The sequence below is a fragment of the Roseovarius carneus genome (assembly GCF_020141465.1).
Taxonomy (GTDB): Bacteria; Pseudomonadota; Alphaproteobacteria; order Rhodobacterales; family Rhodobacteraceae; genus Roseovarius; species Roseovarius carneus.
Window position 1 is genome coordinate 2,176,292 of the sequence record NZ_JAHSPD010000001.1, and the last position, 24,370, is coordinate 2,200,661.

Consider the following 24,370-nt stretch of genomic DNA (forward strand, 5'->3'; position numbering starts at 1 on the left):
CATGGATCATATCTATCGTATCGTCATCGTGACGGTGGACCGGCATACCGCCGGCCCGATCGAGCGTGTGGGCCCGCGTCTTGCCGCCGATTTTCCCGGTCTTGAGGTCAGCGTCCATGCCTCAGCTGAATGGGGCGAAGACCCGGCTGCGCTCGAGGCCGCACAAGCGGCTGTGCTTCAGGCCGATATCATCGTCTCGGGTGTCTTGTTCCTAGAAGAGCATCTCAGCGCGATCCTGCCCCAGATGCGCGCGCGCCGCGATGCGTGCGACGCCTTTGTCGGGATCGTCTCGGATCCGCAGATCGTCAGCCTGACCAAGATGGGCGATCTGGACATGTCCAAGCCCGCCTCGGGTGCTATGGCGATGCTGAAAAAGCTGCGCGGCACCAAGGCGCCGTCGGGCGGGTCTGCCGCCAAGCAGATGAAGATGCTGCGCCGCCTGCCCAAGATCCTCAAGCTGATCCCCGGCAAGTCTCAGGACCTGCGCGCATGGTTCTTGTCCATGCAATACTGGCTGGGCGGCTCTGACGACAATATCGAGAGCTTCGTGCGTTTCTTGCTGTCGCGTTATGCGCGCCGGGATGAGTGGCACGGTGTGCAGGCCGACGCGCCTGTGGAATACCCTGATGTGGGGCTTTATCACCCGCGTCTGCCGGGCCACCGGATCATCACCGATCTGGACGAGCTGCCCAAGGTCGACGCACCTGTCGCCACCGTGGGTCTTTTGATGTTGCGCTCTTATGTGCTGGCCTCGGACACGGCGCATTATGATGCGGTGATCGAAGCGTTTGAGGCGCGGGGCATGCGCGTCATCCCGGCCTTTGCGGGCGGTCTTGACGGGCGGCCTGCGATGGACGCCTATTTCAAGGGGATCGACACGCTTGTGTCGCTCACCGGGTTCAGCCTTGTAGGCGGGCCTGCCTATAATGATAGCGACGCGGCTGTGGAGACGCTCAAAGGGCTCGACGTGCCTTATGTGGCCGCACATCCTCTGGAGTTTCAGACGCTTGGTCAATGGGCCGCGAGCGGACAGGGGCTTGGCCCTATCGAGACCACGATGCTCATCGCGCTGCCCGAGCTAGACGGGGCGACCAACCCCACGATGTTTGCGGGCCGTCATGGCACCGAGGGTTGCACCGGGTGCGAGCGTCAATGCGGCTCCCATTCTACCTCCAAGGAAATGGCGCCCTGCCACGAGCGGATCACGAGCCTTGCCGAAAAGACATTCCGCTTGGCCGTGCTGCGCCGCAAGGCGAATGCCGACAAGAAGGTCGGCGTGGTTCTTTTTGGGTTCCCGCCCAATGCGGGAGCGGTGGGCACAGCAGCGCATCTCAGCGTTTTTGAGAGCCTTTTCAACACCCTGAGCCGGATGAAGTCCGAAGGCTACGTCGTTGATCTACCTGATGATGTGGACGCGCTGCGCAAGGCCGTTCTGGAAGGCAATGCCAAGCAATATGGCCAAGAGGCCAATGTCGCCGACCATGTGAGCGCCGATCATATCGTGCGCAACACGCCACCGCTGGCCGCCATTGAGGCGGTCTGGGGGCCGGCACCGGGCAAGGCGCAATCGGATGGGCGGGGCGTGTTCGTTCTGGGCCACCATTTCGGCAATGTCTTCGTCGGTGTGCAGCCCACATTCGGCTATGAGGGTGATCCGATGCGGCTCCTCTTTGAGCGCGGTTTTGCCCCGACACATGCGTTTGCCACCTTCTATCTGTGGCTCAAGAACACCTACAAGGCCGATGTGGTGCTGCATTTTGGAATGCACGGCGCGCTGGAATTCATGCCGGGCAAGCAAGCGGGCCTTGGCGCGCGCGACTGGCCTGATCGCCTGATTGGCGAGATGCCGAATATCTATCTTTACGCCGCAAACAACCCGTCCGAGGCCTCGCTGGCCAAGCGCCGGTCCAACGCGGTGATCATCACGCATCTCACTCCGCCTCTGGCCACGTCTGGCCTCTACAAGGGTCTTCTGGACCTCAAGGAGAGCCTGAAACGCTGGCGCGAAATGGACGCCGAGGACGCGCAGCGCGCCGAGCTTGAAGTGCTGATCCATGATCAGGCCGAGACGGTCGATCTTGACGGCACCCACCCCGAGCGGCTCTGGTTGACCCTTCTGGAGACGGAAGAGGCGCTTATCCCTGATGGGTTGCACATCGTGGGCCGCGCCATGAGCGAAGAGGCGCGCAAGGGCCACATCGCTCATATGGATCTGGATGCGGAGGGGGCCGCGCGTGTTGACCGGCTTCTGGCCGAGGATCATGAGCTGCCCGCGCTGATGCGCGCGCTTTCGGGCCATTACACACCTCCGGTGGCGGGCGGCGATCTGATCCGCAGCCCTGACATTCTGCCCACGGGCCGCAATATCCACGCGTTTGATCCTTTCCGCATGCCCACCGCCTTTGCCATGCAAAGCGGCGCGGAGCAGGCGGGTGTGCTTCTTGACACCCATGAAGATCTGCCGCGCACCGTGGCGCTGGTCCTGTGGGGGTCGGACAATATCAAGAGCGACGGCTGCGGCATTGCGCAAGCACTGTGCCTCATAGGCGCGCGCCCCAGCTTTGATGCGTATGGCCGCCTTTACGGGGCCGAGCTTATCCCGCTTGAGGAGCTTGGCCGCCCGCGCATTGACGTGATCATGACGCTGTCGGGTATTTTCCGCGACTTGCTGCCGTTGCAAACACGGATGCTGGCCGAGGCCGCGCTTAAGGCCGCGATGGCCGATGAGCCGGTCGAGCAGAACTTCATCCGCGCCCATGCGCTGCAATACGCGGCCAAGATGGGCGTCGATATGGAAACCGCGGCGTTGCGGGTTTTCTCCAATGCGGAAGGGGCCTACGGCTCCAACGTCAACCAACTGGTCGATAGCAGCGCCTTTGGCGACGAGGACGAGCTGGCGGATGCGTATCAGGCCCGCAAGAGCTTTGCCTACGGCACCAATGGCAAGCCCGCGCAGCAGTCGGAGCTTTTGCAGAACGCACTCGCAGACGTGGATGTGGCCTACCAGAACCTCGAATCTGTCGAGTTGGGCGTGACCACGGTGGATCATTATTTCGACACGCTTGGCGGCATTGCTCGCGCGGTCAAACGCGCCAAGGGCGGGGCGGATGCGGCGGTCTATATCGGCGATCAGACACGGGGCGGCGCAAAGGTGCGCACCCTCAAAGAGCAGGTCGCGCTAGAGACACGCGCCCGCAACCTCAACCCGCGGTATTTTGAGCCGCTTCTGAAGCACGGCCATGAGGGCGTGCGCCAGATCGAGGCGAGCATTACCAACACGCTGGGCTGGTCCGCGACGACCGGTCAGGTGGAGCCGTGGATCTATCAGCGCCTGAGCGAGACATTCGTTCTGGACGCGGAGATGCGCGAACGGCTGAGCAAGTTGAACCCACAGGCCAGCATGCGCATGGCCAACCGTCTGCTGGAAGCCAGCGACCGGTCATACTGGACGCCCGACGAAGACACGCTGGCGGGGCTGCGCGATGCGGCTGATGCGCTGGAAGATCGTGTCGAAGGAATTGCGGCCGAATAGGCCCGGAAAGAGGAATGAACATGGCACTTGATAAATCACCCCCCATTTTGCGCGGACAAGACGGCGAAGGCTCGGTGCAGGTCCATCAAGATGACGCGATGAAGATCGAAGGGGCCAAGGTCTTTTCGGTCTATGGCAAAGGCGGGATCGGCAAATCAACGACCTCCTCGAACCTCTCGGCGGCGTTTTCCATGCTGGGCAAGCGGGTTCTTCAGATCGGTTGTGATCCCAAGCATGATAGCACATTCACCCTGACTGGTACGCTGGTGCCCACGGTGATCGACATCCTCAAGGATGTGGATTTCCACTCGGAAGAGCTGCGGCCCGAGGATTTCGTGTTTGAAGGCTTCAACGGCGTGAAATGCGTGGAGGCGGGCGGACCGCCTGCGGGCACCGGGTGTGGCGGCTATGTGGTTGGCCAGACTGTGAAACTTCTCAAGCAGCACCATATGCTGGAAGACACGGACGTTGTGATCTTCGACGTACTGGGCGATGTGGTCTGCGGCGGATTTGCAGCCCCTTTGCAGCATGCGGACCGTGCGCTCATTGTGACGGCCAATGATTTCGACAGCATCTATGCGATGAACCGGATCATTGCCGCTGTGCAGGCCAAATCGGCCAATTACAAAGTGCGTCTGGCAGGCTGTGTTGCCAACCGCTCCAAGGACACTGACGAGGTGGATCGCTATTGCAAGACGGTGGGCTTCAACCGGATCGCGCATATGCCCGATCTCGATGCGATCCGCCGCTCACGCCTGAAGAAAAAGACCCTTTTCGAGATGCCCGACGAGCAAGACGTGGTCGAGGTGCGCAAAGAGTATATCCGCCTCGCCGAGACCCTCTGGGCCGGGACGGACCCTCTTGCGCCTGCGCCATTGCCGGATCGTGAAATCTTTGAGCTTCTTGGGTTCGATTGATGGACAAGAGCGCCACATATGACGCGACGCGGGACCGGGTTGAGCATTACTTTGACCGCTCGGCCACCAAGGTCTGGGAGCGTCTGACATCAGACGCGCCTGTCTCGGGCGTGCGTGCCACTGTGCGCGCAGGCCGGGACCGCATGCGCGATCTGATGCTGGCGCAATTGCCTGCCGATCTGCATGGCGCGCGGGTGTTGGATGCGGGTTGCGGCACGGGCGCGATGGCGGTTGAGCTTGCGACGCGCGGCGCTGATGTGGTGGCCGTTGATATCTCGCCCGAGCTGATCAAGATCGCCGAGGCGCGCTGCCCGGACGGATTGCGCGGGCAGATTACGTTTGCGTCTGGCGATATGCTGAGCCCGGAACTGGGTCAGTTTGACCACGCGCTGGCGATGGACAGCATGATTTATTATGGCGCGAGTAGCGTGGCGCGGATGCTGGCGGGCGTGGCGCCACGCATCACGACCTCGATGATCTTCACGCTGGCCCCCCGCACGCCACTTTTGATGACCATGTGGCGCGTGGGCAAGATTTTCCCAAGCTCGGACCGGTCCCCTTCGATGATCCCCGAAAGCTGTGCACGTGTCTCCAAGGCTTTGGAAACCCTTGGGGCAGGCGGCAGCCTGCGCGAGATTGAGCGCATCAACTCGGGCTTCTACATTTCCACCGCCCTGGAGTTTCGGCCATGAAAGACGAACGCCATCCCCTGACAAAGTTCACGGAAAAGATGCTGCCCTTTGCGGATGCGGCCAGCGTGGGCCTGCCCATGTGGCAGCTGTTGCGGCTGGCGCTTTTCCAGATCTCGGTCGGGATGGCCGGCGTGCTGCTTCTTGGCACGCTCAACCGGGTGATGATCGTGGAGCTGAGCGTGCCTGCGATGATCGTGGCCACGTTTATTGCGATTCCGGTGCTTATTGCTCCGTTTCGCGCGCTTTTGGGTTTTCGCTCGGACACGCATCGCAGCGCGATTGGCTGGAAGCGGGTGCCGTATCTCTGGTTTGGCACGCTGTGGCAGTTTGGCGGCCTTGCGATCATGCCGATGGGGCTGGTCCTCTTCACTGGCACGCAGGCGATGGACGTGTCTTTTGCCGCCGAAGTGGGGGCGGGGCTTGCGTTTCTTCTGACCGGGCTTGGGATGCACATGACTCAGACCGCGGGGCTGGCCCTTGCCGCTGACCGCGCGACAGAAGAGGCACGCCCCCGCGTTGTGGCGCTGCTTTATGTCATGTTCCTTGTGGGTATGTTGATCTCGTCGATCATCATCGGGCTTTTGCTGCGTGATTTCAGCGAGCTGCGCCTGATCCAAGTGGTCCAAGGAGCCGCCGTTGTCACGGTTCTTTTGAACCTCGTGGCGCTTTGGAAGCAAGAGAAGATGGCACCGATGACCAAGCAGGAGCGCACAGCACCGCGCCCCCTGTTCCGCGATGCCTGGGCCGATTTCACCTCTGGTGGTGATGCCGGGCGGCTTTTGGTCGTGGTCTTCATGGGCACGATGGCCTTCAACATGCAGGACGTCCTGCTGGAGCCTTATGGCGGTGAGATCCTCGGGCTTTCGGTGTCCTCGACCACGCTTTTGACGGCGATGTGGGCGATTGGCGCGCTGGGGGGCTTTGCGCTTGCGGCGCGGTGGCTGGCGCAGGGGATTGATCCTTACCGCATGGCCGCGCGTGGGATCCTCATAGGTGTCTGCGCCTTCACCATGGTGATCTTTGCCGATCCGCTCGATTCAATCCCGCTTTTCTTTGCCGGGGCCTTCGCCATCGGCTTTGGCAGCGGTCTGTTTTCCGTGGCCACGCTGACGGCGGCCATGACGATGCCCACGGCTGGTCTTGCTGGCCGAGGACTTGCCCTTGGGGCCTGGGGCGGGGCGCAAGCCACTGCTGCGGGTCTCTCGATCGTGATCGGTGGCGCAATTCGCGACACGGTCTCAAACCTTTCCGCTTCGGGAGCGCTCGGCGATGCACTCAGCGATCCCGCAGTCGGTTACTCGGTGGTGTACCATATCGAGGTATACCTGCTTTTCTTCACCCTGATTGCCCTTGGCCCGCTTGTGCGTGTCCGGGCATTGGGAACCCGCAAGGCCAAGTTCGGCCTCGCGGACTTCCCCACCTGACCTACGGAGGACAATATCATGGTAGGCATGGAATTTTTCGGAGACTTCGACCTGGCGAGTGCATCGATCTGGCTCTTCTGGCTCTTTTTCGCACTGCTGATCTATTATCTGCAAACCGAGAATATGCGTGAGGGCTATCCGCTAGAAGATGATGATGGCAAAGCGGCCCCCAATCAGGGCCCGTTCCCCTTGCCCTCGGACAAGACATTCAAACTGCCCCATGGCGCGGGCGAGTTGACCTATCCATCGGGCGCACGCGGAGACCGCGATAAGCTTGCTCTGGAGCGCACGGCCAAATCCGCAGGATCTCCCTACATCCCAACGGGTGATCCCATGGTGGATGGTGTTGGCCCTGCCGCATGGGCGCCGCGCCGCGATGTGCCGGAGCTGGATGCGCATGGCCATCCCAAGATCAAGCCGATGTCGATGCTGGAAGATTTCCGCATCAGCGCTGGCCGTGATCCGCGTGGCAAGGTCGTGATGGCTGGGGACGGTGAGATTGTTGGTCGTGTGGTTGATATGTGGATCGACGTGCCTGAGCATATGGTGCGTTTCCTGACTATCGACCTCAACCCGGAAGGGTCGGGCGAGCACCGCCTGATGCCGATCAACATGGTTCGGATCAAATCCGACCACGTCAAAGTACGCTCGCTCTACGGGCACAATTTTGCAGGGATCCCCAAGGTGAAAGCCGCGGACAAAGTGACCCTGCTTGAAGAAGAGAAGATCATGGCCTGGTTCGCCGGGGGCACGCTTTATGCCCATGATCGCCGCGCAGATCCTGTGATCTGAGGCGGACCAAACCTAAACGCGTAAGGGGGAGACGACATGTCCCACGATGATTTCAAGTTCGAGCCGGTCCGAGGATTGCCAGAAGTATTGCCAGAGGGAGAGCATATCCTCTGGCAGGGTAGCCCGAATGCCCTGCGACTGGCACGTGAGGCGCTTTGCCTGAACTGGGTCGCGGGATATTTCGTCCTTTTGGTGATCTGGCGGATCGGTGCCTCCTCGGCCACCTATCCCATGGCCGAGGCGATGAGCCACGGTATCCCCCTTGCGCTGGTAGGTCTGGTGGCCTGCGCGCTGATCTACGGGCTGGCCTATATGCAGGCCCGCGCGGCGGTCTACACGCTGACAAACAAACGGGTGGCGATGCGGATCGGTGCCGCCCTCACCATGACGCTGAACCTGCCATATGTGGCCATTGGCACGGCCAAGCTTGAAGAGCGCGGCAAAAAAGGCTCCGGCACGATTGCTTTCGAGCTGATCGGAGACACGCGCTTTTCCTACATTCTGTGCTGGCCGCATGTGCGCCCATGGCATTTTGCCCGCACGCAGCCTGCGCTGCGGTGCATTGATGATGCGCCCGAAGTGGCGCGTATTTTCGCCGAGGCCGCTGATGCGCGCGTCTCACAGCCCAAAGTGGAGCGGATCCCGGCCCGCGAGGCCGTCAGCGCTCTGGCCGCCGAGTAAGGAGAGGACCAATGACGACCAAGCCACAAACGCGTGAATTTGAAATGGTGCCCAAGTTTCTGGTCCGGGCGATGTTCGGCCTTATCCTCGGGACCTTGGCCCTTGTAAGCTATCAGGCGATCAGCGATCGGAGCCATGCGGGCGTTCTGACCGTGGCGCCAGAAGCGGCCTCCAGCCTGATCCGGATGGAGGGCACCCGCGAGGGGGCCGTCACCGTCTATAACGCGGGGGGGGATGTGATCGCCCGCTCCGGCGAGGACAAGCAGGGCTTCATCGGTGTGATCTGGCGGGTGCTTGCCCGCGAACGCGCGCTGGCAGGTGTGGCCGACACACCCGGCGACACGCCCCCGGTGCGGGTTCTGCGCCGGACGAACGGAAATATATCCGTTGAAGACACGGTAACGGATTGGTCCGTGGACTTAATCGGGTATGGTAAAGACAATATCGCCGCCTTCGCCAGGCTGGTCGACTAACCCATAAAAGGAGGGAACCTTATGGGACTGCTACTGAGAGAAACGGAGACCGCGCCCTGCACGGTCGAAATCAGCCACCGCTTCGAGGAGCTGTCGGCGCATGTGAAATTTGAGAACGGTGCCGTGATCTATCCCGGCGATAGCGTTCAGGTCCATGGCGAAGAGATCATGGCCCCCTACGGAGAGGTTGTGCGCGAAGAGCGTATGGCCACCATCACCCGCGCCTCCAAGCTTGAGCGTTGGTGGACCCGCCAGACGGGCGATCTGGAGTTCATGGAGCTTTGCGAATTCTCATTCTCCGAGGAGATCTTGTCATGAACGTGCAAACCCCTCACAGCTCTACCGCGGCTACCGCCGAAGAGGCCATCGCGCGCCAAGAGGCGCTGCCGCCGCTGACCAATGATGAGGCCACGGCCGTTGCGATGCAGAACACGCTGCTCACGCCGCGCTTCTACACCACCGATTTTGACGAGATGGACGCGATTGACGTCACCCCCGTGCGCAAGGACTGGGACGTTTTGATCGCGCAGATGAAGGCCGACCCCAACAAGGGCCATTTCAAGAAAAATGAAGATTGGGATGATGTTGATTGGGACGGGATGGAGCCGGGCCTCAAGGCCGAGTTCATCGACTTCCTGATTTCTTCGTGCACCGCTGAGTTCTCGGGCTGCGTTCTTTACAAGGAAATGAAGCGGCGCGGGTCCAATGAGGATATCACGACGCTGTTTCAACTGATGGCGCGCGACGAGGCCCGTCACGCGGGCTTCATCAACGATGCGCTGCGCGAGGCGGGGATTTCGGTCAATCTGGGCTTTTTGACCCAGCAGAAGAAATACACCTATTTCCGGCCCAAATTCATCTACTACGCCACATACCTGTCGGAAAAGATCGGTTATGCACGCTATATCACGATCTTCCGCCACCTTGAGGAACACCCTGAGCATCGGTTCCACCCGATCTTCAAATGGTTCCGCGAGTGGTGCAATGATGAGTTCAGCCATGGCGAGGCCTTTGCCCTTCTGCTGAAGACCGATCCGAAGCTGACCGAGAGCCGGGCCAACAAGCTCTGGATCAAGTTCTTCCTCACGGCGGTTTATTCCACCATGTGGGTGCGCGATCATCAGCGGCCCATCTTCCATGAGGCGCTGGGTGTCGACACGACCTGGTATGGTCAGGAAGTGTTCCGCAAAACCTCCGAGATCACCAAGCAGGTCTTCCCCTTCACCATCGACATCGACCATCCCCGCTGGCGGCCCAATCTGGACCGGTTGCAGGACGCATCGGTTCAGGTGGCAAAGGCCAAGGCGCGCGGCGGGATCGGCGGCATGGTGATACGCGTGCTGGGCATGGCCAAGGCGGGGGCGGCGTTCGTGTCGCTCTATACCATCCCCGTGGTCAAGCATGAGGCGCCCGCCCAAGTGCGTCTGGAGCCTGCTTACTGATGACAACGCCTTGGATTGCAGCTCTTTTCGCCCTCTTCGTTTGGTGGTTCGCCACCGGGGTGATCCTGTTGGTGGTGCGTCGCGCCGACCGGGCAGGGGGGCATGCGCATGGCCGGTCGGTGCTTTTTGGCACGCCCGTTCTGGCGCTTGGCTTTGCGCTGCTGATCCATTCGGTTGAAAACACAAGCGTCGCGGGGGCCTATACGGGCTTTCTCGCGGCGCTGGCGATCTGGGGTTGGATCGAGCTGACCTTCCTCACGGGCCTTGTCACCGGACCAACGCGGGCGAAATGCCCGGCCCATGTGTTCGGGCTGGACCGTTTGTGGCGCGGATGGTCCGTGGTGGCGCATCATGAGGCATTGCTTCTGGTAGGTCTGTTGGTGATGGTTCTGGTCTGCCACGGTGCGGCCAATCCGATGGCGCTTTGGGCCTATCTTGTGCTGTTTGGCGCGCGGATATTGGCCAAGCTCAACCTTTTCTTCGGCGTGCCGCGCATCAATACCGAATTTGTGCCGCGCCCTCTTGAGCATATCAAATCCTATTTCCGGCGCGGGCCGATCACGCTGGCCTTTCCGGTCGCGATCACGGCGCTGTCTCTTCTGACGGGCGGGTTGGTCCATCAGCTTTGGACCGCCGATACGGGCTACGCCCAAATCACCTATGCCCTTCTGAGCGCGCTGGCGGCGCTGGCGCTTCTTGAACATTGGTTGATGGTGGTTCCGCTGCCCGATGCCAAGCTTTGGCGCTGGATGCTTCCCACGCCGCGCGGGCCGCAGATCCACTCTGCGCACGCCTCTGATGATACAAACGGAAAGATAGCACCATGAATTTCGATGCGATGTTCACCGCCCAGATCGACGCTCTCAAGGAAGACGGCAACTACCGTTATTTTGCCGAGCTAGAGCGCCAGTGCGGCAAGTTTCCTCGCGCTGCCAACCACCACAACGACGGTGTGCGCGATGTGACGGTCTGGTGCTCGAACGATTATCTGGGCATGGGGCAACATCCCAAAACAATCTCCGCCATGTGCGAGGCGGTGCGCCGCACCGGCACGGGCGCAGGTGGGACGCGCAACATTTCGGGCACGAACCACGATCATTTGTTGCTCGAAGAGGAGCTGGCCGATCTGCATGGCAAGCAGGCTGCTTTGCTGTTCACCTCTGGATATGTGTCGAACTGGGCGGCCCTGAGCACGCTGGGCTCGCGCCTGCCCAATTGCGTGATCCTCAGCGATTCCGGCAACCATGCCTCGATGATCGAAGGCATCCGCCACAGCCGTGCGCAGAAGGTGATCTGGAACCACAATGATGTGGCCGATCTGGAGATGAAGCTCAGCCTTCTGCCCGCAGATGTGCCCAAGATCGTGGCGTTCGAGAGCGTCTATTCCATGGATGGCGATATCTGCCCCATGCGCGAGATCGTTGAAGTGGCCGAGAAATATGGCGCGATGACCTATCTTGATGAGGTTCACGCGGTTGGCCTTTACGGCCCGCGCGGCGGTGGTGTCAGCGAGCGCGAAGGGCTGGCGGACCGGATCACCCTGATCGAAGGTACACTTGGCAAGGCTTATGGCGTGGTGGGCGGGTATATTACCGGCTCGGCTGCACTTTGCGATTTCATCCGCTCGTTCGCATCGGGGTTCATCTTTACCACCGCCTTGCCACCCGCCGTGGCGGCGGCGGCGCGCGCGTCGATCGCGCATCTCAAGGTCAGCCAGCTGGAGCGCGCCAAGCAACGCCGTCAGGTGGCCCTCTTGCGCGCGCGTCTGGATGCGGCAGGCATCCCGCATATGATGAACGATAGCCATATTATCCCAGTGATGATCAAGGACCCGGTGAAATGCCGGATGTTATCGGATCATTTGATGGAAGAGTGGGGCATCTACGTGCAACCCATCAACTATCCCACCGTTCCCAAGGGCACGGAGCGTTTGCGATTCACCCCGTCGCCCCTTCATACGGACGCCGATATTGAATATCTGATCGAGGCGCTGACAACTTTGTGGAAACAATGCGCAATTTCTCGCGCAGTGGCCTAGAATTACCCGAGCGAGACGCTATTATCATAGAACGAACGAGCGCCATGTGTGCTCGTCCCAGTATGAGAATCAGGGAGATAATATGAACAAGTTTGCACTTACCGCCGCCGTGATGCTGATGGCTGCGCCTGCTTTTGCCACAGACGCGACCGAAGAGGCGGTTCTGACCGCATCCGGTGACGCAGCCGCTGGTGAAGAGCAGTTCAACCGTCAATGTGTGGCTTGCCACGTCGTAAAAGACGAAGCTGGTGAGACACTCGCAGGCCGCAACGCGCGCACAGGGCCCAACCTCTATGCAATCGCGGGCAAGCCAAAAGGCTCTGTCGAAGGTTTCCGCTACAGCAAGTCGCTGGCAGCCTTGGGTGAGGAAATGGGCCTTGCATGGGACGAAGCAAGCTTCGTGGCCTATGTTCAGGACCCGACTGCCTACCTCAAAGAGGTGCTCGATGACAGCAAAGCGCGCGGCAAGATGGCCTTCAAGGTTCGCGACGAGCAAGACGCGATAAACCTATACGCCTATCTCTACTCGCTGGCACCGCCCGCGACGGAAGAGGGCGACGCGGCTGCCACCAACTAAGAGCGGCATCTAAGAGATTGATGGGCCGGCCTGAGTGATCAAGCCGGCCCTTTTTATGTTTGGCTCATGTTTGGCGGTTGGCGCTTTATCAGCATTTCACCCGCGCCATCTGCGGATCATACAGCGGCTTGAGATGCGCTTTGGCAGGCACGCGGATCGTGGCCACTTCCAGCTCGTACTCCCCCTCCAGAACGCTCTGTGCCGTGGTCGCCGCCGCGCCGCGCACATAACCCATGCCGATGCTCTGGTTCAGCGTATGGCCGAAGCCTGCGGAGCTGAGGAAGCCGACACGCTCCCCATTGCGGTAGATCGTTTCGCGCCCCGATAGGATTACATTCGGATCGGCGGTGAAGGTGACCATGCGCTTGGCCACGCCCTCCTCGCGCTGCTTGGCGGCGGCATCGCGCCCCTTGAAGGGCGTGTTGCTGCGTAGCTTCACCGCCCAGCCCAGCCCCGCCTCATCCGGTGTGTGATCCGGGCCAATATCCGAGGACCATGCGCGGTATCCCTTCTCCAGCCGGAGCGTTTCAATCGCGCGGTACCCTGCGTTGATTAACCCATGCTCCGCGCCCGCCTGATGCAGCGCCTCGTAGACCGAAAGGGCGTATTCCACCGGCAGATGAAGCTCCCAGCCCAGCTCGCCCACATAGGTCACGCGAAGTGCGCGCACCGGCGCGCCTGCGATGCCGATGGTTTGGGCCGTGGCGAAGGGGAAAGCTGCGTTCGACACGTCATCGCGGGTTACGGCCTGCAATATGCCACGCGCGCGCGGGCCAAAGAGCGACAGAACCGCAAAGGCGGAGGTCACATCGACCAGCTGCGCATTCAGTCCTTCAGGGATGTTTTTGGCAATGTGATCAAAGTCATGGGTCGCATAACCGGTGCCAGTCACGATGTAGTATTCATCTTCGGCCACGCGCAGGCATGTGAGATCACATTCGATCCCGCCCGCATCGCTGAGCATTTGGGTATAGATCAGGCTGCCCACGGGGCGTGCCACGTCATTGGCTGCAATCCAGCTAAGGGCGGCCTCGGCATCTGGGCCTTTGAGGGTGAATTTGGCGAAGGATGTCTGATCAAAAAGCACCGCCGCCTCGCGCGCCGCCTTATGTTCGCGCGCCACGGCTGTGTGCCAGTTGGGCCGCTCAAACGTATAGATATCGCGCGGCTCTTCTCCGGGGGCCGCGAACCAGTTTGGCCGCTCCCAGCCCAGCTTTTCGCCAAACACCGCGCCTGCGTCTTTCAGAACACCGTAAAGCGGCGAGCGGCGGCAGGGCCGTCCGCTATCGTGCTCCTCGGATGGCCAGGCCATCGTATAATGCTTGCCATATGCCTCATAGGTGCGCGCGCGGACCCAGTCCGTGTCGAAATGCGGGCGGCCAAAGCGGCGGATGTCCACGGGCCAGAGATCATAAGGCGGCTCGCCTTTGGCGACCCATTCGGCCAGCGCCATACCCGCACCACCGCCCGCCGCGATCCCGTAGGCATTGAAGCCCGCGCCGACGTAGAAATTGCGCAGCTCCGGCGCCTCGCCAAGGATGAAATTGCCATCGGGGGTAAAGCTTTCGGGGCCATTGGTCAGCGTCTTGATGCCAGCGGTCTCCAGTGCGGGGACGCGGCCCAAGGACAGCTCCATAAGCTGCTCAAAGTGGTCAAAATTACTATCCAGCAGGGTGTAGTGGAAATCCTTGGGGATGCCATCCTTGGCCCACATGATCGGGTTTTTCTCATAGCCGCCCATGACCAACCCGCCGACCTCTTCCTTGTAATAGGTTAGGCGATCAGGATCGCGCAAGGTGGGCAGATCAGAGGTCACACCGTCGATGGCCTCGGTGACCATATATTGATGCTCGACCGACACGAGCGGCACGTTGACACCGACTTGCTTGGCGAATTGGCGGGTCCATTGCCCGCAGCACGCGATTACGACGGGTGTCTCAATCGTGCCTTTGTCGGTCTCCACGCCCTTGATCACGCCCTTCTCAACGATGACGCGGGTCACTTTCGTATCCTCAAAAATCCGCGCTCCGCTTTGCCGCGCGCCCTTGGCCAGCGACAAGGTGATGTCCGAGGGGTTCGCTTGCCCGTCCGTGGGCAGGAAGGCCGCGCCGATCACGTCATCGACCTGCATCAGTGGCCAGAGTTTTTGTGCCTCCGATGGGGTCAGAAGCTCCATCTCCAGCCCGAAGGAGTGCGCGGTCGTGGCCTGCCGCTTCACTTCCGTCCAGCGCTCTTCGTTACAGGCCAGCCGCAGCCCGCCATTCATTTTCCAGCCCGTGGCTTGGCCCGTTTCGGCCTCCAGCGTCTTGTAGAGGTCCACCGAGTAGCCCAGAAGCTGCGTGATCCCGGCGGAGGAGCGCAATTGACCCACGAGGCCCGCGGCATGGAAGGTCGTGCCGGAGGTGAGTTTCTTGCGCTCCAAGAGCACCACGTCCCAGCCAAGCTTGGCGAGGTGATAGGCGGTGGAGCAGCCGACGATGCCGCCGCCGACGATGACGGCCTGCGCTTGGGTGGGAAAATCACTCATGTGGGGGATCCTTGGGCAGTAAAGGCGGCATAGGCCGCGGCATATCGGGAGAGGTTCTTGTCGGTGTACTCGACGTAGTCAAAATCCACGGTCGAGGTCAGCTCGGAGATCATCGACCACATTGTCTCACGCAAGAGCGACGCGCATTTCATCGCCGTATAGCTGTGCCAGAGGGATGCATCGGGCTGCGTTCCATAGTAACGCTCCAGCATGGCCTCCTCGGCAGGTCGCTCCAGCGCGCAGTTGCTGGCCAGCCCGCCCAGATCAAACAGGGGAGAGTTGAAACCACCATATTCCCAGTCAATCACCCAGAGCCGGTCGGGCGCGCGCAGGATATTGGCGGGCAGAAGGTCATTGTGGCCCAGCACCAGATCGACAGGGCCGACGGCACGCTCCAGCGTATCCGCTTGCGCGAGCAAGGCGGGCAGGGCGGGGATATGACGCGAGCCCTGAGCGCGCAAACTGGCCGCGTAATCGCGCAGGATGTGGAACACCCAAAAGCTGAGGATCGGGCCGCGCAGATGGGCGGGCATGGTGCGGTGGATTTGCGCGATGAGGTCGGTGGCGGCCATAAGCGTCTTTGCGTCATGCAGATCCTCTTCGCCCAGAGCCTCGCTTTCGATGAAATCCAGCACCAGCACGCCGGGCTCGGAGTGATGCACGGGGGGCGAGAGGCCTGCGGCCTCGGCCGCGCGGCTCAGCGACAGTTCGTGCCAACGCATGATACCGTGCTCAGGGATATCTGCCCCGAGGCGCACGACGTAATCGCGGCCCTGATCGCGCAGGCGGATGTTGTGGTTGGTGATGCCGCCCTCAAGGGGGGCTGCGGCCTCGGGCGCGGTCCAGCAGGGCAAGGCGCGTGCGATTTTCAATGCCTCGTCAGCGGTCATGGCAGTCCCCGGATCATGATCTCTCCTTATCGTTTGAACCGTAGCTTCCCACGTTTTGCAACATATTTTGTGGAATTATGTTGGTTTTGGCGCGCGTATAGGGCAGATTGCCTGAAAGAACGCTCAAAGCCGCTCAGGAAATTCATGAACCTCACCCCTCCAAATCACCGCCAGCAAGAGATTCTCGACGTGCTGCGCCGCGCTGGAGGCAGCCTTCGGGTCGGGCGTCTGGCCGACGAACTGGGCGTGTCCGAGGAGACGGTGCGGCGCAATCTCAAGCGCTTGGCGGATGTGGGGCAGGTCGAGAAGATGCATGGCGGCGCACGTCTTGCAGCCTCGGAGGGCGAGGGCGATTTTAATCAGCGGCTTGCCCGTGCGCCCGAGGCCAAGCAGCGGATCGCGCGTCATGTGGCGGGCAAGCTGCGGGACGGGGCGGTGCTTTTCCTGGATGTGGGCAGCACGACCGCCTATATCGCCGATGCGCTGCGCGACCATTCGGGGCTGATGGTGGTCACGAACTCGGTGACGGTGGCGTTCAAACTGGCCACCCGCAACGGCAATCAGGTCTATATGGCGGCGGGCGCGCTCAGGGCCCATGATGGCGGTGCGTTCGGGGCCGAGGCGATGCGCTTTGCCGAGAATTTCAAGACCGATCTGGCGATCCTGTCGACCGCCGGGGTGACGGCGGAGGATGGATTTATGTTGCACGATCTGGAAGAGGCGAATTTCTGTCGGGCCGTTTTGGCCAATGCCGGTGCGGCCTGGGTCGCGGCGGATGCGAGCAAGCTGGGGCGGGCTGCACCGATCACGGTTTGCCCACCGAGCCGTGTGGATCTGCTGATCACCGATGCGGCGCCGCCCAAGGATCTGGCGCAGGCCGCACGCGGCTGGGGCGTGGCGATCGAGGTGGCACCATGAGCGTGGATCTCGCGAGGGCCGCCGCGCGCATCACCGAAGAGGCGAGTGCTGTGCCGATGCGATATTTTCGCCAAGGCGCGCTCGGGATCGAGGCCAAGGCCGACGCAAGCCCCGTGACCGTGGCCGACCGCGCAACGGAGGAGGCGATCCGGGCAAGCTTGGCCAAGGAATTCCCAGATCACGGTGTGTTTGGTGAGGAATTTGGTGTCACAGGGTCGCTTGATGGGCCGTCATGGATCATTGATCCGATTGATGGCACGCGGTTTTTCCTGTCGGGCTATCCGGGGTTCGGGATGCTTCTGGGTCATTTGCAAGACGGTGTGCCTCAGGTCGGTGTCGTGCGGATGCCTGCGCTCGACGAGACCTTTGTGGGGAGCGCGGCGGGGGCCACGCTCAACGGCGCGCCCATACGTACGCGGCGAGTGGAGGGGTTGTCAGAGGCCATTCTTTTCGTCAATGAGGCCGAGCGCTGTGTCGCGGATGATCCCGCGCGCTTTGCGCGGCTGTGCAAGGCGGGGCACACGCGGCGGATGTCTTATGATTGCTATCCGCATGCGCTTGTCGCGGCTGGGCATGTGGATGCGGTCACGGATATCGGGCTGGAGCCTTATGATTTTCTACCCCTCACCCCGCTCATTGAGGCAGCGGGCGGCGTGATCACCGATTGGGAGGGGCGCGCGCTTGGTCTTGGCTCGGACGGACGGGTGGTAAGCGCGGCGACGCCTGCACTCCATGCCGAGCTTCTCGATGTGCTGAACGGGTGAGCGATGGCTGAGGGCTATATTCCAAAAGGGTCCGCCACGTTTCGCCTGCCGCCTGTGGCCGGGCCGCGCAAGCTTGATTTCGTGCTCTTGCCCAAGCTGACGATGCTGGCGCTCAGTGCCGCGATTGAGCCTTTGCGCATCGCCAATCAGATCGCGCAGCAGGAGCTTTATCGCTGGCACACGATGAGCCGCGATGGCGCGCCGGTACGTTGCTCCAACAATCTGGCGCTGGTCCCGGATGGTCCGCTTGCGCGTGCGCCGCGGGGCGCGCGTCTCTTTGTGTGCTCAGGGATTGAGCCGGGGCAGACCCATGATCCGCATCTTACCAAATGGGTGGCGGGGCAGGCCGCGCACGGCGTGCGGGTCGGGGCGATCTGCACCGGAGCGTTCACGCTGGCGCGGGCGGGGCTTTTGCGCGGGCGGCGCTTCACGCTGCATTGGGAGAACCAGCCGGGGTTTCTGGAAATCTTCCCCGATCTGGTGCCCACACCAAACCTCTTTGAGGTGGATGGGGATCTCATGACCGCCGCCGGGGGGGCCGCGTCCACCGATATGATGCTGAGCCTGATCGAGGATGATTTCGGCACGGATTTTGCCCTCGTTGTGGCTGATATGTGCCTGCACGGGCGCAGCCATTCTGGCGATATGCCCCAGAAAACTGCGCAATCGGCGGCCATCGGCAGCCGCAACGCGCATGTGATTGCGGCTATGCGGCTGATGCAGGCTAACCTTGAGGAGCCTTTGAACGTGGAGGCGATTGCAGCACAGGTGGGTATCTCCAAACGTCAGTTGGAGCGCAGTTTCGCGGCCCATCTGAGCCTCTCGCCGCGCCGCTATTACACGGACCTCAGGCTCGGGCGGGCCTATGCGCTGCTCAGTGAGACGGACCTGCCAATTTCCGAGATTGCGGTGGCCACGGGCTTTGGCAGCGGCTCGGCGCTCAGCCGTGCATTTCGCGGCAAATACGATATGGCACCGGGGCGGTTTCGCCGGACATGGTAGGTTTCAGGCCCGTTTATCCATATTTTCAGGTGCAAAGATCGTGCGCGTCCCATCGGCAATGCTGCCTCTATGCAGGGGCCATGTTGCAGATCGCCCCGTCCGGCACGCACCGCCCCTTGTGCGATGCGCGGTGCCCACCATAGGCCTATAGCTGCGCTGAGTGCAGCAGAGCCTTTCGCAGGGTTACTGAGGGCTCTTGTGCATTCAGGGCTTGATCAGCATAGGCCGGGGCACATCCGCCAGACATTCGGCAGCGGCGTTATCGCGGATCACGATGCTCTCGGTGATCTCGATCCCCCAATTGTCCATCCAGAGCCCGGGCATGAAGTGAAACGTCATGCCCGCCTCCAGCACGGTCTCGTCGCTGGCGCGAAAGCTGATCGTCCGCTCGCCCCAATCGGGCGGATAGCTGATCCCGATAGGATAGCCGCAGCGCGCCTCACGCTCGATGCCCGCGCGGGCCAGCTCTGCGTGCAGTGCGTTGGCCACGTCACAGGCCCGGTTGCCGGGGCGCGCCGCGTCCAGTCCTGCCTCAAGGCCACGGATCAGGGCCTCTTCCGCGCGCTTGATCTCATCGGGGGGCGTGCCGAGGAAGACCGTCCGGCAGAGCGGCGCGTGGTAGCGGCGGTAACAGCCTGCGATCTCGAAGAAGGTGGCAGCACCGCGCTCAAACGGCTTGTCGTCCCACGTCAGGTGCGGGGCGGCGGCATCGGTCCCTGTAGGCAAAAGCGGCACGATGGCCGGGTAGTCGCCGCCAAACGCGTCGGTGCCTTTGATCCCCACGCCATAGATTTCCGCAACCAGATCGCATTTGCGCATCCCCGGCTCAATTCGCTCGGCGATATGGGCGTGCATCCTTTCGACGATTTTTGCGGCCCGGCGCATAAACGTGATCTCGGCCTCGGATTTGACCGCGCGCTGCCAATTGACCAGCGCCGTGGCGTCGATCAGCGTGGCGCATTCCAGATTGCGCGAGAGGGCTGCGAAAGCGGCGGCGGAGAAATAGTAATTGTCCATCTCCACGCCGATCTGCGCCGCGCCATGCCCGTGCTTTTGCAAAAGATCCGAGAGGTGGTCCATCGGGTGCCGTTCGGTCGATTGCACATAGGTATCGGGATAGCCCACGACCTGTTCTGGCGGCATATAGACGGTGCGCAAAGCACCTTGGGTGTCTTGGTTGCGGCCCCACCAGAGGGGCGCGCCCTCCATGCCGATCACGGCGGCCTGATGCACATAAAAGGACCACCCGTCATATCCCGTGAGCCATGCGATATTCGACGGGTCCGTCACGATCAGGGTGTCTATCCCGCGCGCGGCCATGGCGGTGCGGGTTTTCGCGAGGCGTGCGGCGTATTCTTCGGGGGTGAAGGGCAGGTCGGTGGCGGGCATATTGTGCTCCAGTTCTGGGCGATTGTCCCCGCACGCTAGGGGTAAAGCGGGTTTCACACAATATCGGGCTTGCGCGGAGGGGGTCCCTGCGGCTAGCGTTCGGTCTTAATTTGATCAAATAAAGAGGCAGCCATGCGCCCCGTTACCCTCGCCGCCACGCAAATGTCCTGCACTTGGGACATTGATGACAATATCGCCCGCGCCGAGGCGCATGTGCGCAAAGCCGCTGAGGCCGGTGCGCAGGTGATCCTCTTGCAGGAGCTTTTCGAGACGCCGTATTTCTGCCAGCTGGAAGAAAACCAGTATCTGGAGCTTGCGCGGCCCATGTCCGAGAGCCGCGTGGTGAAGCACTTTTCGGCTTTGGCAAAGACGCTGGGTGTGGTGTTGCCGATCTCCTATTATGAGCGGGCGGGGCAGGCGCGATATAACGCTTTGGCAATTGCCGATGCGGATGGCACGATTTTGGGCGGCTACCGCAAAACGCATATCCCCCAATCACCCGGTTATCAGGAGAAGTTCTATTTCAGCCCCGGCGACACCGGGTTTCAGGTATTTGACACGCGGTTTGGCCGGGTGGGCTGTGGCATTTGCTGGGATCAGTGGTTTCCGGAGACGGCGCGCGCGCTTGCCCTCAGAGGAGCTGAGATGTTGCTTTTCCCCACCGCCATCGGGTCCGAGCCGCACGCGCCCGAGCTTGATAGCGCGGCCCATTGGCGGCGCACCATGCAAGGGCACGCGGCGGCCAATATGATGCCCCTGGTGGCGTCCAACCGGGTGGGAACCGAGGTTCAGGGCAATTTGCAGGCCGATTTCTACGGCACCTCCTTCATCGCGGGTTACACGGGCGAGATCCTGACCGATGCGGATCGCAGCGAGGAGACAGTGCTGACCGCCACGGTCGATCTGGACGAGGCGGCGGCCTATCGTGGATCGTGGGGGCCGTTCCGGGACCGCAGGCCCAGCATGTATGGCGCGCTTCAGACACTTGACGGGGTGACACGACCGACCTGAGGGGCGGTTTCGGAGATTTTGCAGAAGGATTTTCAGATGACACGGACCACAGGTATCACACCCAAGGCTGCCGGCTTTCACATGCCACCCGAATGGGCTCCGCATTCCCGCACATGGATGATGTGGCCCACGCGGACCGAAGTCTGGGACGATATGAATGAGACCTGCCGCAACTATGCGGCGGTGGCCCATGCGATTGCGCGGTTTGAGCCTGTGACCATGCTGGTGCGCCCCGAGGATCGCGCAGCGGCGCATGCGATGCTGGGCAGTGATGTGGACCTGTTGGAGCATCCGATCGACGATAGCTGGAGCCGCGATTGCGGGCCGAACTTCGTGATCAACGGCAAGGGCGGTATGGCAGCGTCGATCTTTGAGTTCAACGCATGGGGTGGGAAATATACGCCCTTTGATGGCGACAATTGCGTGGCGGCGGCGATTGCCGGGGCGGCGGGGGTGGAAACCTATACCTCCAAACTGATTGCCGAAGGTGGCGGGATCAGCGTCGATGGTGAAGGCACGCTGCTCACCACGATCAGCTGTTTTCCCAACGTGAACCGCAACCCCGACTGGACTCGTGATACCATCACCGAGGAACTGTGCGAGATGTTTGGCGTCTCCAAGGTGATCTGGCTGCCCGGAAACCCTTTGGAGGTGGAGACGGACGGGCATGTGGACGGCATCGCGCAGTTCATTGCGCCCGGCGTGGTGCTTTGTGAAGGGCCGGGGCCGAAGGATGGCGAGTGGTATGACATCAACGTCTCGAACGTGGATGCGCTGCGCGGGCAGACGGATGCGGCGGGCCGCGCGCTCACATTGATCGAGATCCCCGATGCGTCCGAGGTGAATGACGGGCGCGAAAGGTTCTGCGCCTCTTACGTGAATTCCTACATCTGCAATGGCGCGGTGATCATGCCTGCTTATGGCATTGCAGAGGATGATATAGTGCGCGATCTGCTGGCGGACGCTCTGCCGGGGCGTGAGGTGGTGCAGGTGCCGATCCCCGCCATCGCCATTGGCGGTGGCGGCATCCATTGCATCACGCAGCAGGAGCCGAAGGTATGAGCGCCGCTGACGAGGTGAAAGCCGCCCTCGCTGCTGGCCAGACCCCCGGCGAGATGGGCTTTGTCATGCCCGCCGAGACGGCGCAGCATACGTGTTGCTGGATGGCGTGGGTGCATGATGATCACTATGAGAACTGGGGCAAACGTGATTTCGGCGCGGTGGAGCGCGGCTTTGTCGCTATCGCCGCCGCTATTGCCGAGTTTGAGCCGGTGCGCGTGATTGCCGATCCGTCTGTTGCGGCACGGGCGCGGGCGCTTTTGCCAGCCAATGTCGAGGTGGTGACGCTGCCGCAGGACGATCTGTGGTTTCGCGACACGGGGCCTTTGTTCGTGCAGGACCCCGGCGGCAGGACCATGGCGTCGAACCTGCACTTCACCAATTGGGGCGAGAAATACCCCGGCTCGCACGCGGACCGCGCCGTGGGTGCGGCCCTTGCTGGGCATCTCGACCTGCCGCTTTTCCAGTCGCCGCTGGTGGGCGAGGGCGGCGGGCTGATTTCCGACGGCAGGGGCACGGTGATCACCACAGAGACTTTCCTGCTCAACCCCAACCGCAATCCCGGCATGACACGCGCGGAGGTGGAGCGCGAATTGTTCCACGCCATCGGCGCGCGCAAGGTGATCTGGCTTCCCGGTGATGAGGATGAATGGATCACCGACGGGCATATCGACGGTGTGCTGACCTATGTGGGTCCCGGCCATGTGCTTTTTGAGGACAACCCTGACCCGAGCCATCCGCACCATGCTGTGGTCAAGGAGAACCTGCGCGCCATGCGGGGGCAGACCGATGCGGACGGGCGCGAGATCGAGATCACGCTGCTGGATGAGGCCTATACCTACGTCGATGACAGCAACTGGACCGCGACGTCTTACGTCAATTGCTACATCGCAAACGGGGGCGTGGTCCTGCCGCGCTTTGGCACCAAGACGGACGCGCCTGCGGTCGAGACTTTCGCCAAGGCATTCCCGGATCGCAAGATCGTTCAGGTGGATATCGCCGATATCTGTTGGAACGGCGGCGGCATCCACTGCATGACGCAGCAGCAGCCGGCCTGATCCCTATCAGGCCGCGCCGTCCTTTTGTGGCGCGATCGCGCGGTCGGCCTCAGACACGTTGAGCGTGGACCATGTCTCGTCGCCCTCGGGGGCGGGGAGCGTGTCGCAGTTGCGGCGGTGGATGTTCACCTTGGCGATGAAATTGGCCGAAATGGGCGCTGTGACGAAGAGGAACGCCATGATCAGGATCGCGTGGATGGCCCCGTCACCGATCACCGAATTATAGATGATTGCCGCCGCAAGAAGCGCGCCGATGCCCACAGTGCCCACCTTCGTGGGGGCGTGCATCCGCACCATGGGATCGTTAAACTTGATCAGGCCAATGGCGCCGACCATGGCAAAGATCGCGCCAATGATAAGGGCGGCGGAGGTGGCGTAGATGCCGATAATATCCCAGCTCATTCGATGATATCCCCCCGCATGATAAACCGTGCAAACGCGACGGTGGACACAAAGCCCAGCATCGCAATGATCAGCGAGACCTCGAAATAGATCGTGCTGCCTTGGGAAATGCCCATCAAAACGATCAAGCCGATTGCGTTGATCACCATCGTGTCGAGCGCGAGGATTCTGTCACCTACCGAAGGTCCCATCACCAGCCGGACCATCGACAAGACCTGCGCCAATGCCACGGCGGCAAACGCAATAATCAGGGCGATGTTCATCACATCCATTGCTTGGCTCATTCGAAGATCTCCTTCAGGCGGCGTTCATAGCGGTTTTTGATCTCGTCGCGCACGGCGTCCGGGTTATCGGTGTCCAGCGCATGAACCAGTAGGCTGCGCCCACCAGCCGAGATGTCGGAAGACACCGTGCCGGGCGTGAGGGTGACGGTGCCCGCGAGGATCGTGATCGCTTCGGATTGCGTCAGGTCGATTGGCACGACCACCCATGCGGGGCGTAGCTTGGCGTTGGGGCGGGTCAGAACGATCCATGCGACCTCGACATTGGCGACCATGATATCCCAGAGCACCAGCAGGCAATAGGAGATCATGCGGCCCATCTTGAACTTGCGCGGGCTGTTGGGCCACCAGCGCGAGGTGAGGATCGGAATGATGATCCCGAGGATCAGGCCGAACACGACCATGCCCGCCGACACCTGATTTTGCAAAAGCGTCCAGACGACGGTGAGGATCAGCGTCAGCACCGGATGCGGGAAGAGCCATGCGAAAAAGCTTTTCATC

24 protein-coding genes are annotated in these 24,370 nt (G+C 61.6%); 18 read left to right on the top strand and 6 right to left on the bottom strand.

All coding sequences use genetic code 11. The features are described 5' to 3' along the window. Position 1 precedes the first annotated feature (1 nt). From KUD11_RS10890 to KUD11_RS10945, 12 genes are all read left to right on the top strand, one after another. Positions 2-3,532 carry a magnesium chelatase subunit H gene (locus tag KUD11_RS10890; RefSeq protein WP_181375262.1) on the top strand — a complete coding sequence of 1,177 codons (3,531 nt, stop codon included), beginning with the start codon at positions 2-4 and terminating at the stop codon, positions 3,530-3,532. Between the two features lie 20 nt (positions 3,533-3,552). Next, positions 3,553-4,449, top strand: a complete 897-nt coding sequence (gene bchL / locus KUD11_RS10895; protein WP_109387937.1) for a ferredoxin:protochlorophyllide reductase (ATP-dependent) iron-sulfur ATP-binding protein — start codon at positions 3,553-3,555, stop codon at positions 4,447-4,449. Further along, entirely contained in the window at positions 4,449-5,141 is a 693-nt protein-coding gene (gene bchM, locus KUD11_RS10900) for a magnesium protoporphyrin IX methyltransferase (protein ID WP_109384677.1), read from the top strand. Before bchL ends, bchM begins: the two co-directional genes overlap by 1 nt. Further along, positions 5,138-6,565, top strand: coding sequence for a PucC family protein (locus tag KUD11_RS10905; RefSeq protein WP_109384676.1), 1,428 nt, complete (start codon positions 5,138-5,140; stop codon positions 6,563-6,565). Before bchM ends, KUD11_RS10905 begins: the two co-directional genes overlap by 4 nt. A gap of 18 nt (positions 6,566-6,583) precedes the next feature. After that, positions 6,584-7,357: a photosynthetic reaction center subunit H gene (gene puhA / locus KUD11_RS10910; protein ID WP_109384675.1), complete on the top strand. Its 774-nt coding sequence runs from the start codon at positions 6,584-6,586 to the stop codon at positions 7,355-7,357. A gap of 36 nt (positions 7,358-7,393) precedes the next feature. Next, the gene (gene puhB / locus KUD11_RS10915; RefSeq protein WP_109384674.1) at positions 7,394-8,038 is read left to right on the top strand and encodes a photosynthetic complex putative assembly protein PuhB; all 645 of its coding nucleotides are present in this window, start codon (positions 7,394-7,396) and stop codon (positions 8,036-8,038) included. Between the two features lie 11 nt (positions 8,039-8,049). After that, positions 8,050-8,511 carry a photosynthetic complex assembly protein PuhC gene (puhC, locus tag KUD11_RS10920; protein ID WP_109384673.1) on the top strand — a complete coding sequence of 154 codons (462 nt, stop codon included), beginning with the start codon at positions 8,050-8,052 and terminating at the stop codon, positions 8,509-8,511. 21 nt (positions 8,512-8,532) lie between these two features. Further along, on the top strand, positions 8,533-8,829 hold the full coding sequence (locus tag KUD11_RS10925) for a hypothetical protein (RefSeq protein WP_109384672.1): 297 nt from the start codon (positions 8,533-8,535) through the stop codon (positions 8,827-8,829). Next, positions 8,826-9,953, top strand: coding sequence for a magnesium-protoporphyrin IX monomethyl ester (oxidative) cyclase (acsF, locus tag KUD11_RS10930; RefSeq protein WP_109384671.1), 1,128 nt, complete (start codon positions 8,826-8,828; stop codon positions 9,951-9,953). The genes KUD11_RS10925 and acsF overlap by 4 nt, the downstream gene beginning before the upstream one ends. Further along, complete coding sequence (gene puhE, locus KUD11_RS10935) at positions 9,953-10,780, top strand: putative photosynthetic complex assembly protein PuhE (RefSeq protein WP_109384670.1); 828 nt, start codon at positions 9,953-9,955, stop codon at positions 10,778-10,780. Before acsF ends, puhE begins: the two co-directional genes overlap by 1 nt. Then, positions 10,777-11,991 (top strand): 5-aminolevulinate synthase, encoded by a 1,215-nt coding sequence (hemA, locus tag KUD11_RS10940; RefSeq protein ID WP_109384669.1) that lies wholly within the window; start codon positions 10,777-10,779, stop codon positions 11,989-11,991. The genes puhE and hemA overlap by 4 nt, the downstream gene beginning before the upstream one ends. Before the next feature lie 82 nt (positions 11,992-12,073). Continuing rightward, positions 12,074-12,568: a c-type cytochrome gene (locus tag KUD11_RS10945; RefSeq protein WP_109384668.1), complete on the top strand. Its 495-nt coding sequence runs from the start codon at positions 12,074-12,076 to the stop codon at positions 12,566-12,568. 88 nt (positions 12,569-12,656) lie between these two features. On the opposite strand, the gene KUD11_RS10950 is transcribed toward KUD11_RS10945, so the two are convergent. Both KUD11_RS10950 and KUD11_RS10955 read right to left on the bottom strand, forming a co-directional pair. After that, entirely contained in the window at positions 12,657-15,095 is a 2,439-nt protein-coding gene (locus KUD11_RS10950) for a GcvT family protein (protein WP_109384667.1), read from the bottom strand. Continuing rightward, positions 15,092-15,985, bottom strand: coding sequence for a phosphotransferase (locus tag KUD11_RS10955; protein ID WP_109384666.1), 894 nt, complete (start codon positions 15,983-15,985; stop codon positions 15,092-15,094). The genes KUD11_RS10950 and KUD11_RS10955 overlap by 4 nt, the downstream gene beginning before the upstream one ends. Positions 15,986-16,129: 144 nt before the next feature. Between KUD11_RS10955 and KUD11_RS10960 the strand changes: the two genes are divergently transcribed. From KUD11_RS10960 to KUD11_RS10970, 3 genes are read left to right on the top strand one after another with little or no spacing between them, the layout of a single operon-like run. Then, entirely contained in the window at positions 16,130-16,903 is a 774-nt protein-coding gene (locus KUD11_RS10960) for a DeoR/GlpR family DNA-binding transcription regulator (protein ID WP_109384665.1), read from the top strand. Continuing rightward, the gene (locus KUD11_RS10965; protein WP_109384664.1) at positions 16,900-17,667 is read left to right on the top strand and encodes an inositol monophosphatase family protein; all 768 of its coding nucleotides are present in this window, start codon (positions 16,900-16,902) and stop codon (positions 17,665-17,667) included. The genes KUD11_RS10960 and KUD11_RS10965 overlap by 4 nt, the downstream gene beginning before the upstream one ends. Positions 17,668-17,670: 3 nt before the next feature. Then, the gene (locus KUD11_RS10970) at positions 17,671-18,669 is read left to right on the top strand and encodes a GlxA family transcriptional regulator (RefSeq protein WP_109384663.1); all 999 of its coding nucleotides are present in this window, start codon (positions 17,671-17,673) and stop codon (positions 18,667-18,669) included. 204 nt (positions 18,670-18,873) lie between these two features. On the opposite strand, the gene doeA is transcribed toward KUD11_RS10970, so the two are convergent. Next, entirely contained in the window at positions 18,874-20,058 is a 1,185-nt protein-coding gene (doeA, locus tag KUD11_RS10975) for an ectoine hydrolase DoeA (protein ID WP_109384662.1), read from the bottom strand. A gap of 132 nt (positions 20,059-20,190) precedes the next feature. Here doeA and aguB point away from each other — a divergent pair, with 132 nt between their 5' ends. The 3 genes from aguB to KUD11_RS10990 are packed head-to-tail and all read left to right on the top strand — an operon-like array spanning position 20,191 to position 23,186. Next, positions 20,191-21,069: an N-carbamoylputrescine amidase gene (gene aguB, locus KUD11_RS10980; protein ID WP_109384661.1), complete on the top strand. Its 879-nt coding sequence runs from the start codon at positions 20,191-20,193 to the stop codon at positions 21,067-21,069. 36 nt (positions 21,070-21,105) lie between these two features. Then, positions 21,106-22,131 carry an agmatine deiminase family protein gene (locus KUD11_RS10985; protein ID WP_219930171.1) on the top strand — a complete coding sequence of 342 codons (1,026 nt, stop codon included), beginning with the start codon at positions 21,106-21,108 and terminating at the stop codon, positions 22,129-22,131. Further along, positions 22,128-23,186, top strand: a complete 1,059-nt coding sequence (locus KUD11_RS10990) for an agmatine deiminase family protein (protein ID WP_109384660.1) — start codon at positions 22,128-22,130, stop codon at positions 23,184-23,186. The genes KUD11_RS10985 and KUD11_RS10990 overlap by 4 nt, the downstream gene beginning before the upstream one ends. 6 nt (positions 23,187-23,192) lie before the next feature. Here the strand turns inward: KUD11_RS10990 and KUD11_RS10995 are convergent, their stop codons facing one another. The 3 genes from KUD11_RS10995 to KUD11_RS11005 are packed head-to-tail and all read right to left on the bottom strand — an operon-like array spanning position 23,193 to position 24,369. Continuing rightward, positions 23,193-23,588, bottom strand: coding sequence for a cation:proton antiporter (locus KUD11_RS10995; protein ID WP_109384659.1), 396 nt, complete (start codon positions 23,586-23,588; stop codon positions 23,193-23,195). Then, positions 23,585-23,872 carry a K+/H+ antiporter subunit F gene (locus tag KUD11_RS11000; RefSeq protein ID WP_109384658.1) on the bottom strand — a complete coding sequence of 96 codons (288 nt, stop codon included), beginning with the start codon at positions 23,870-23,872 and terminating at the stop codon, positions 23,585-23,587. The genes KUD11_RS10995 and KUD11_RS11000 overlap by 4 nt, the downstream gene beginning before the upstream one ends. Then, entirely contained in the window at positions 23,869-24,369 is a 501-nt protein-coding gene (locus KUD11_RS11005; protein ID WP_109384657.1) for a Na+/H+ antiporter subunit E, read from the bottom strand. Before KUD11_RS11005 ends, KUD11_RS11000 begins: the two co-directional genes overlap by 4 nt. Between the last annotated feature and the right edge of the window lies 1 nt (position 24,370).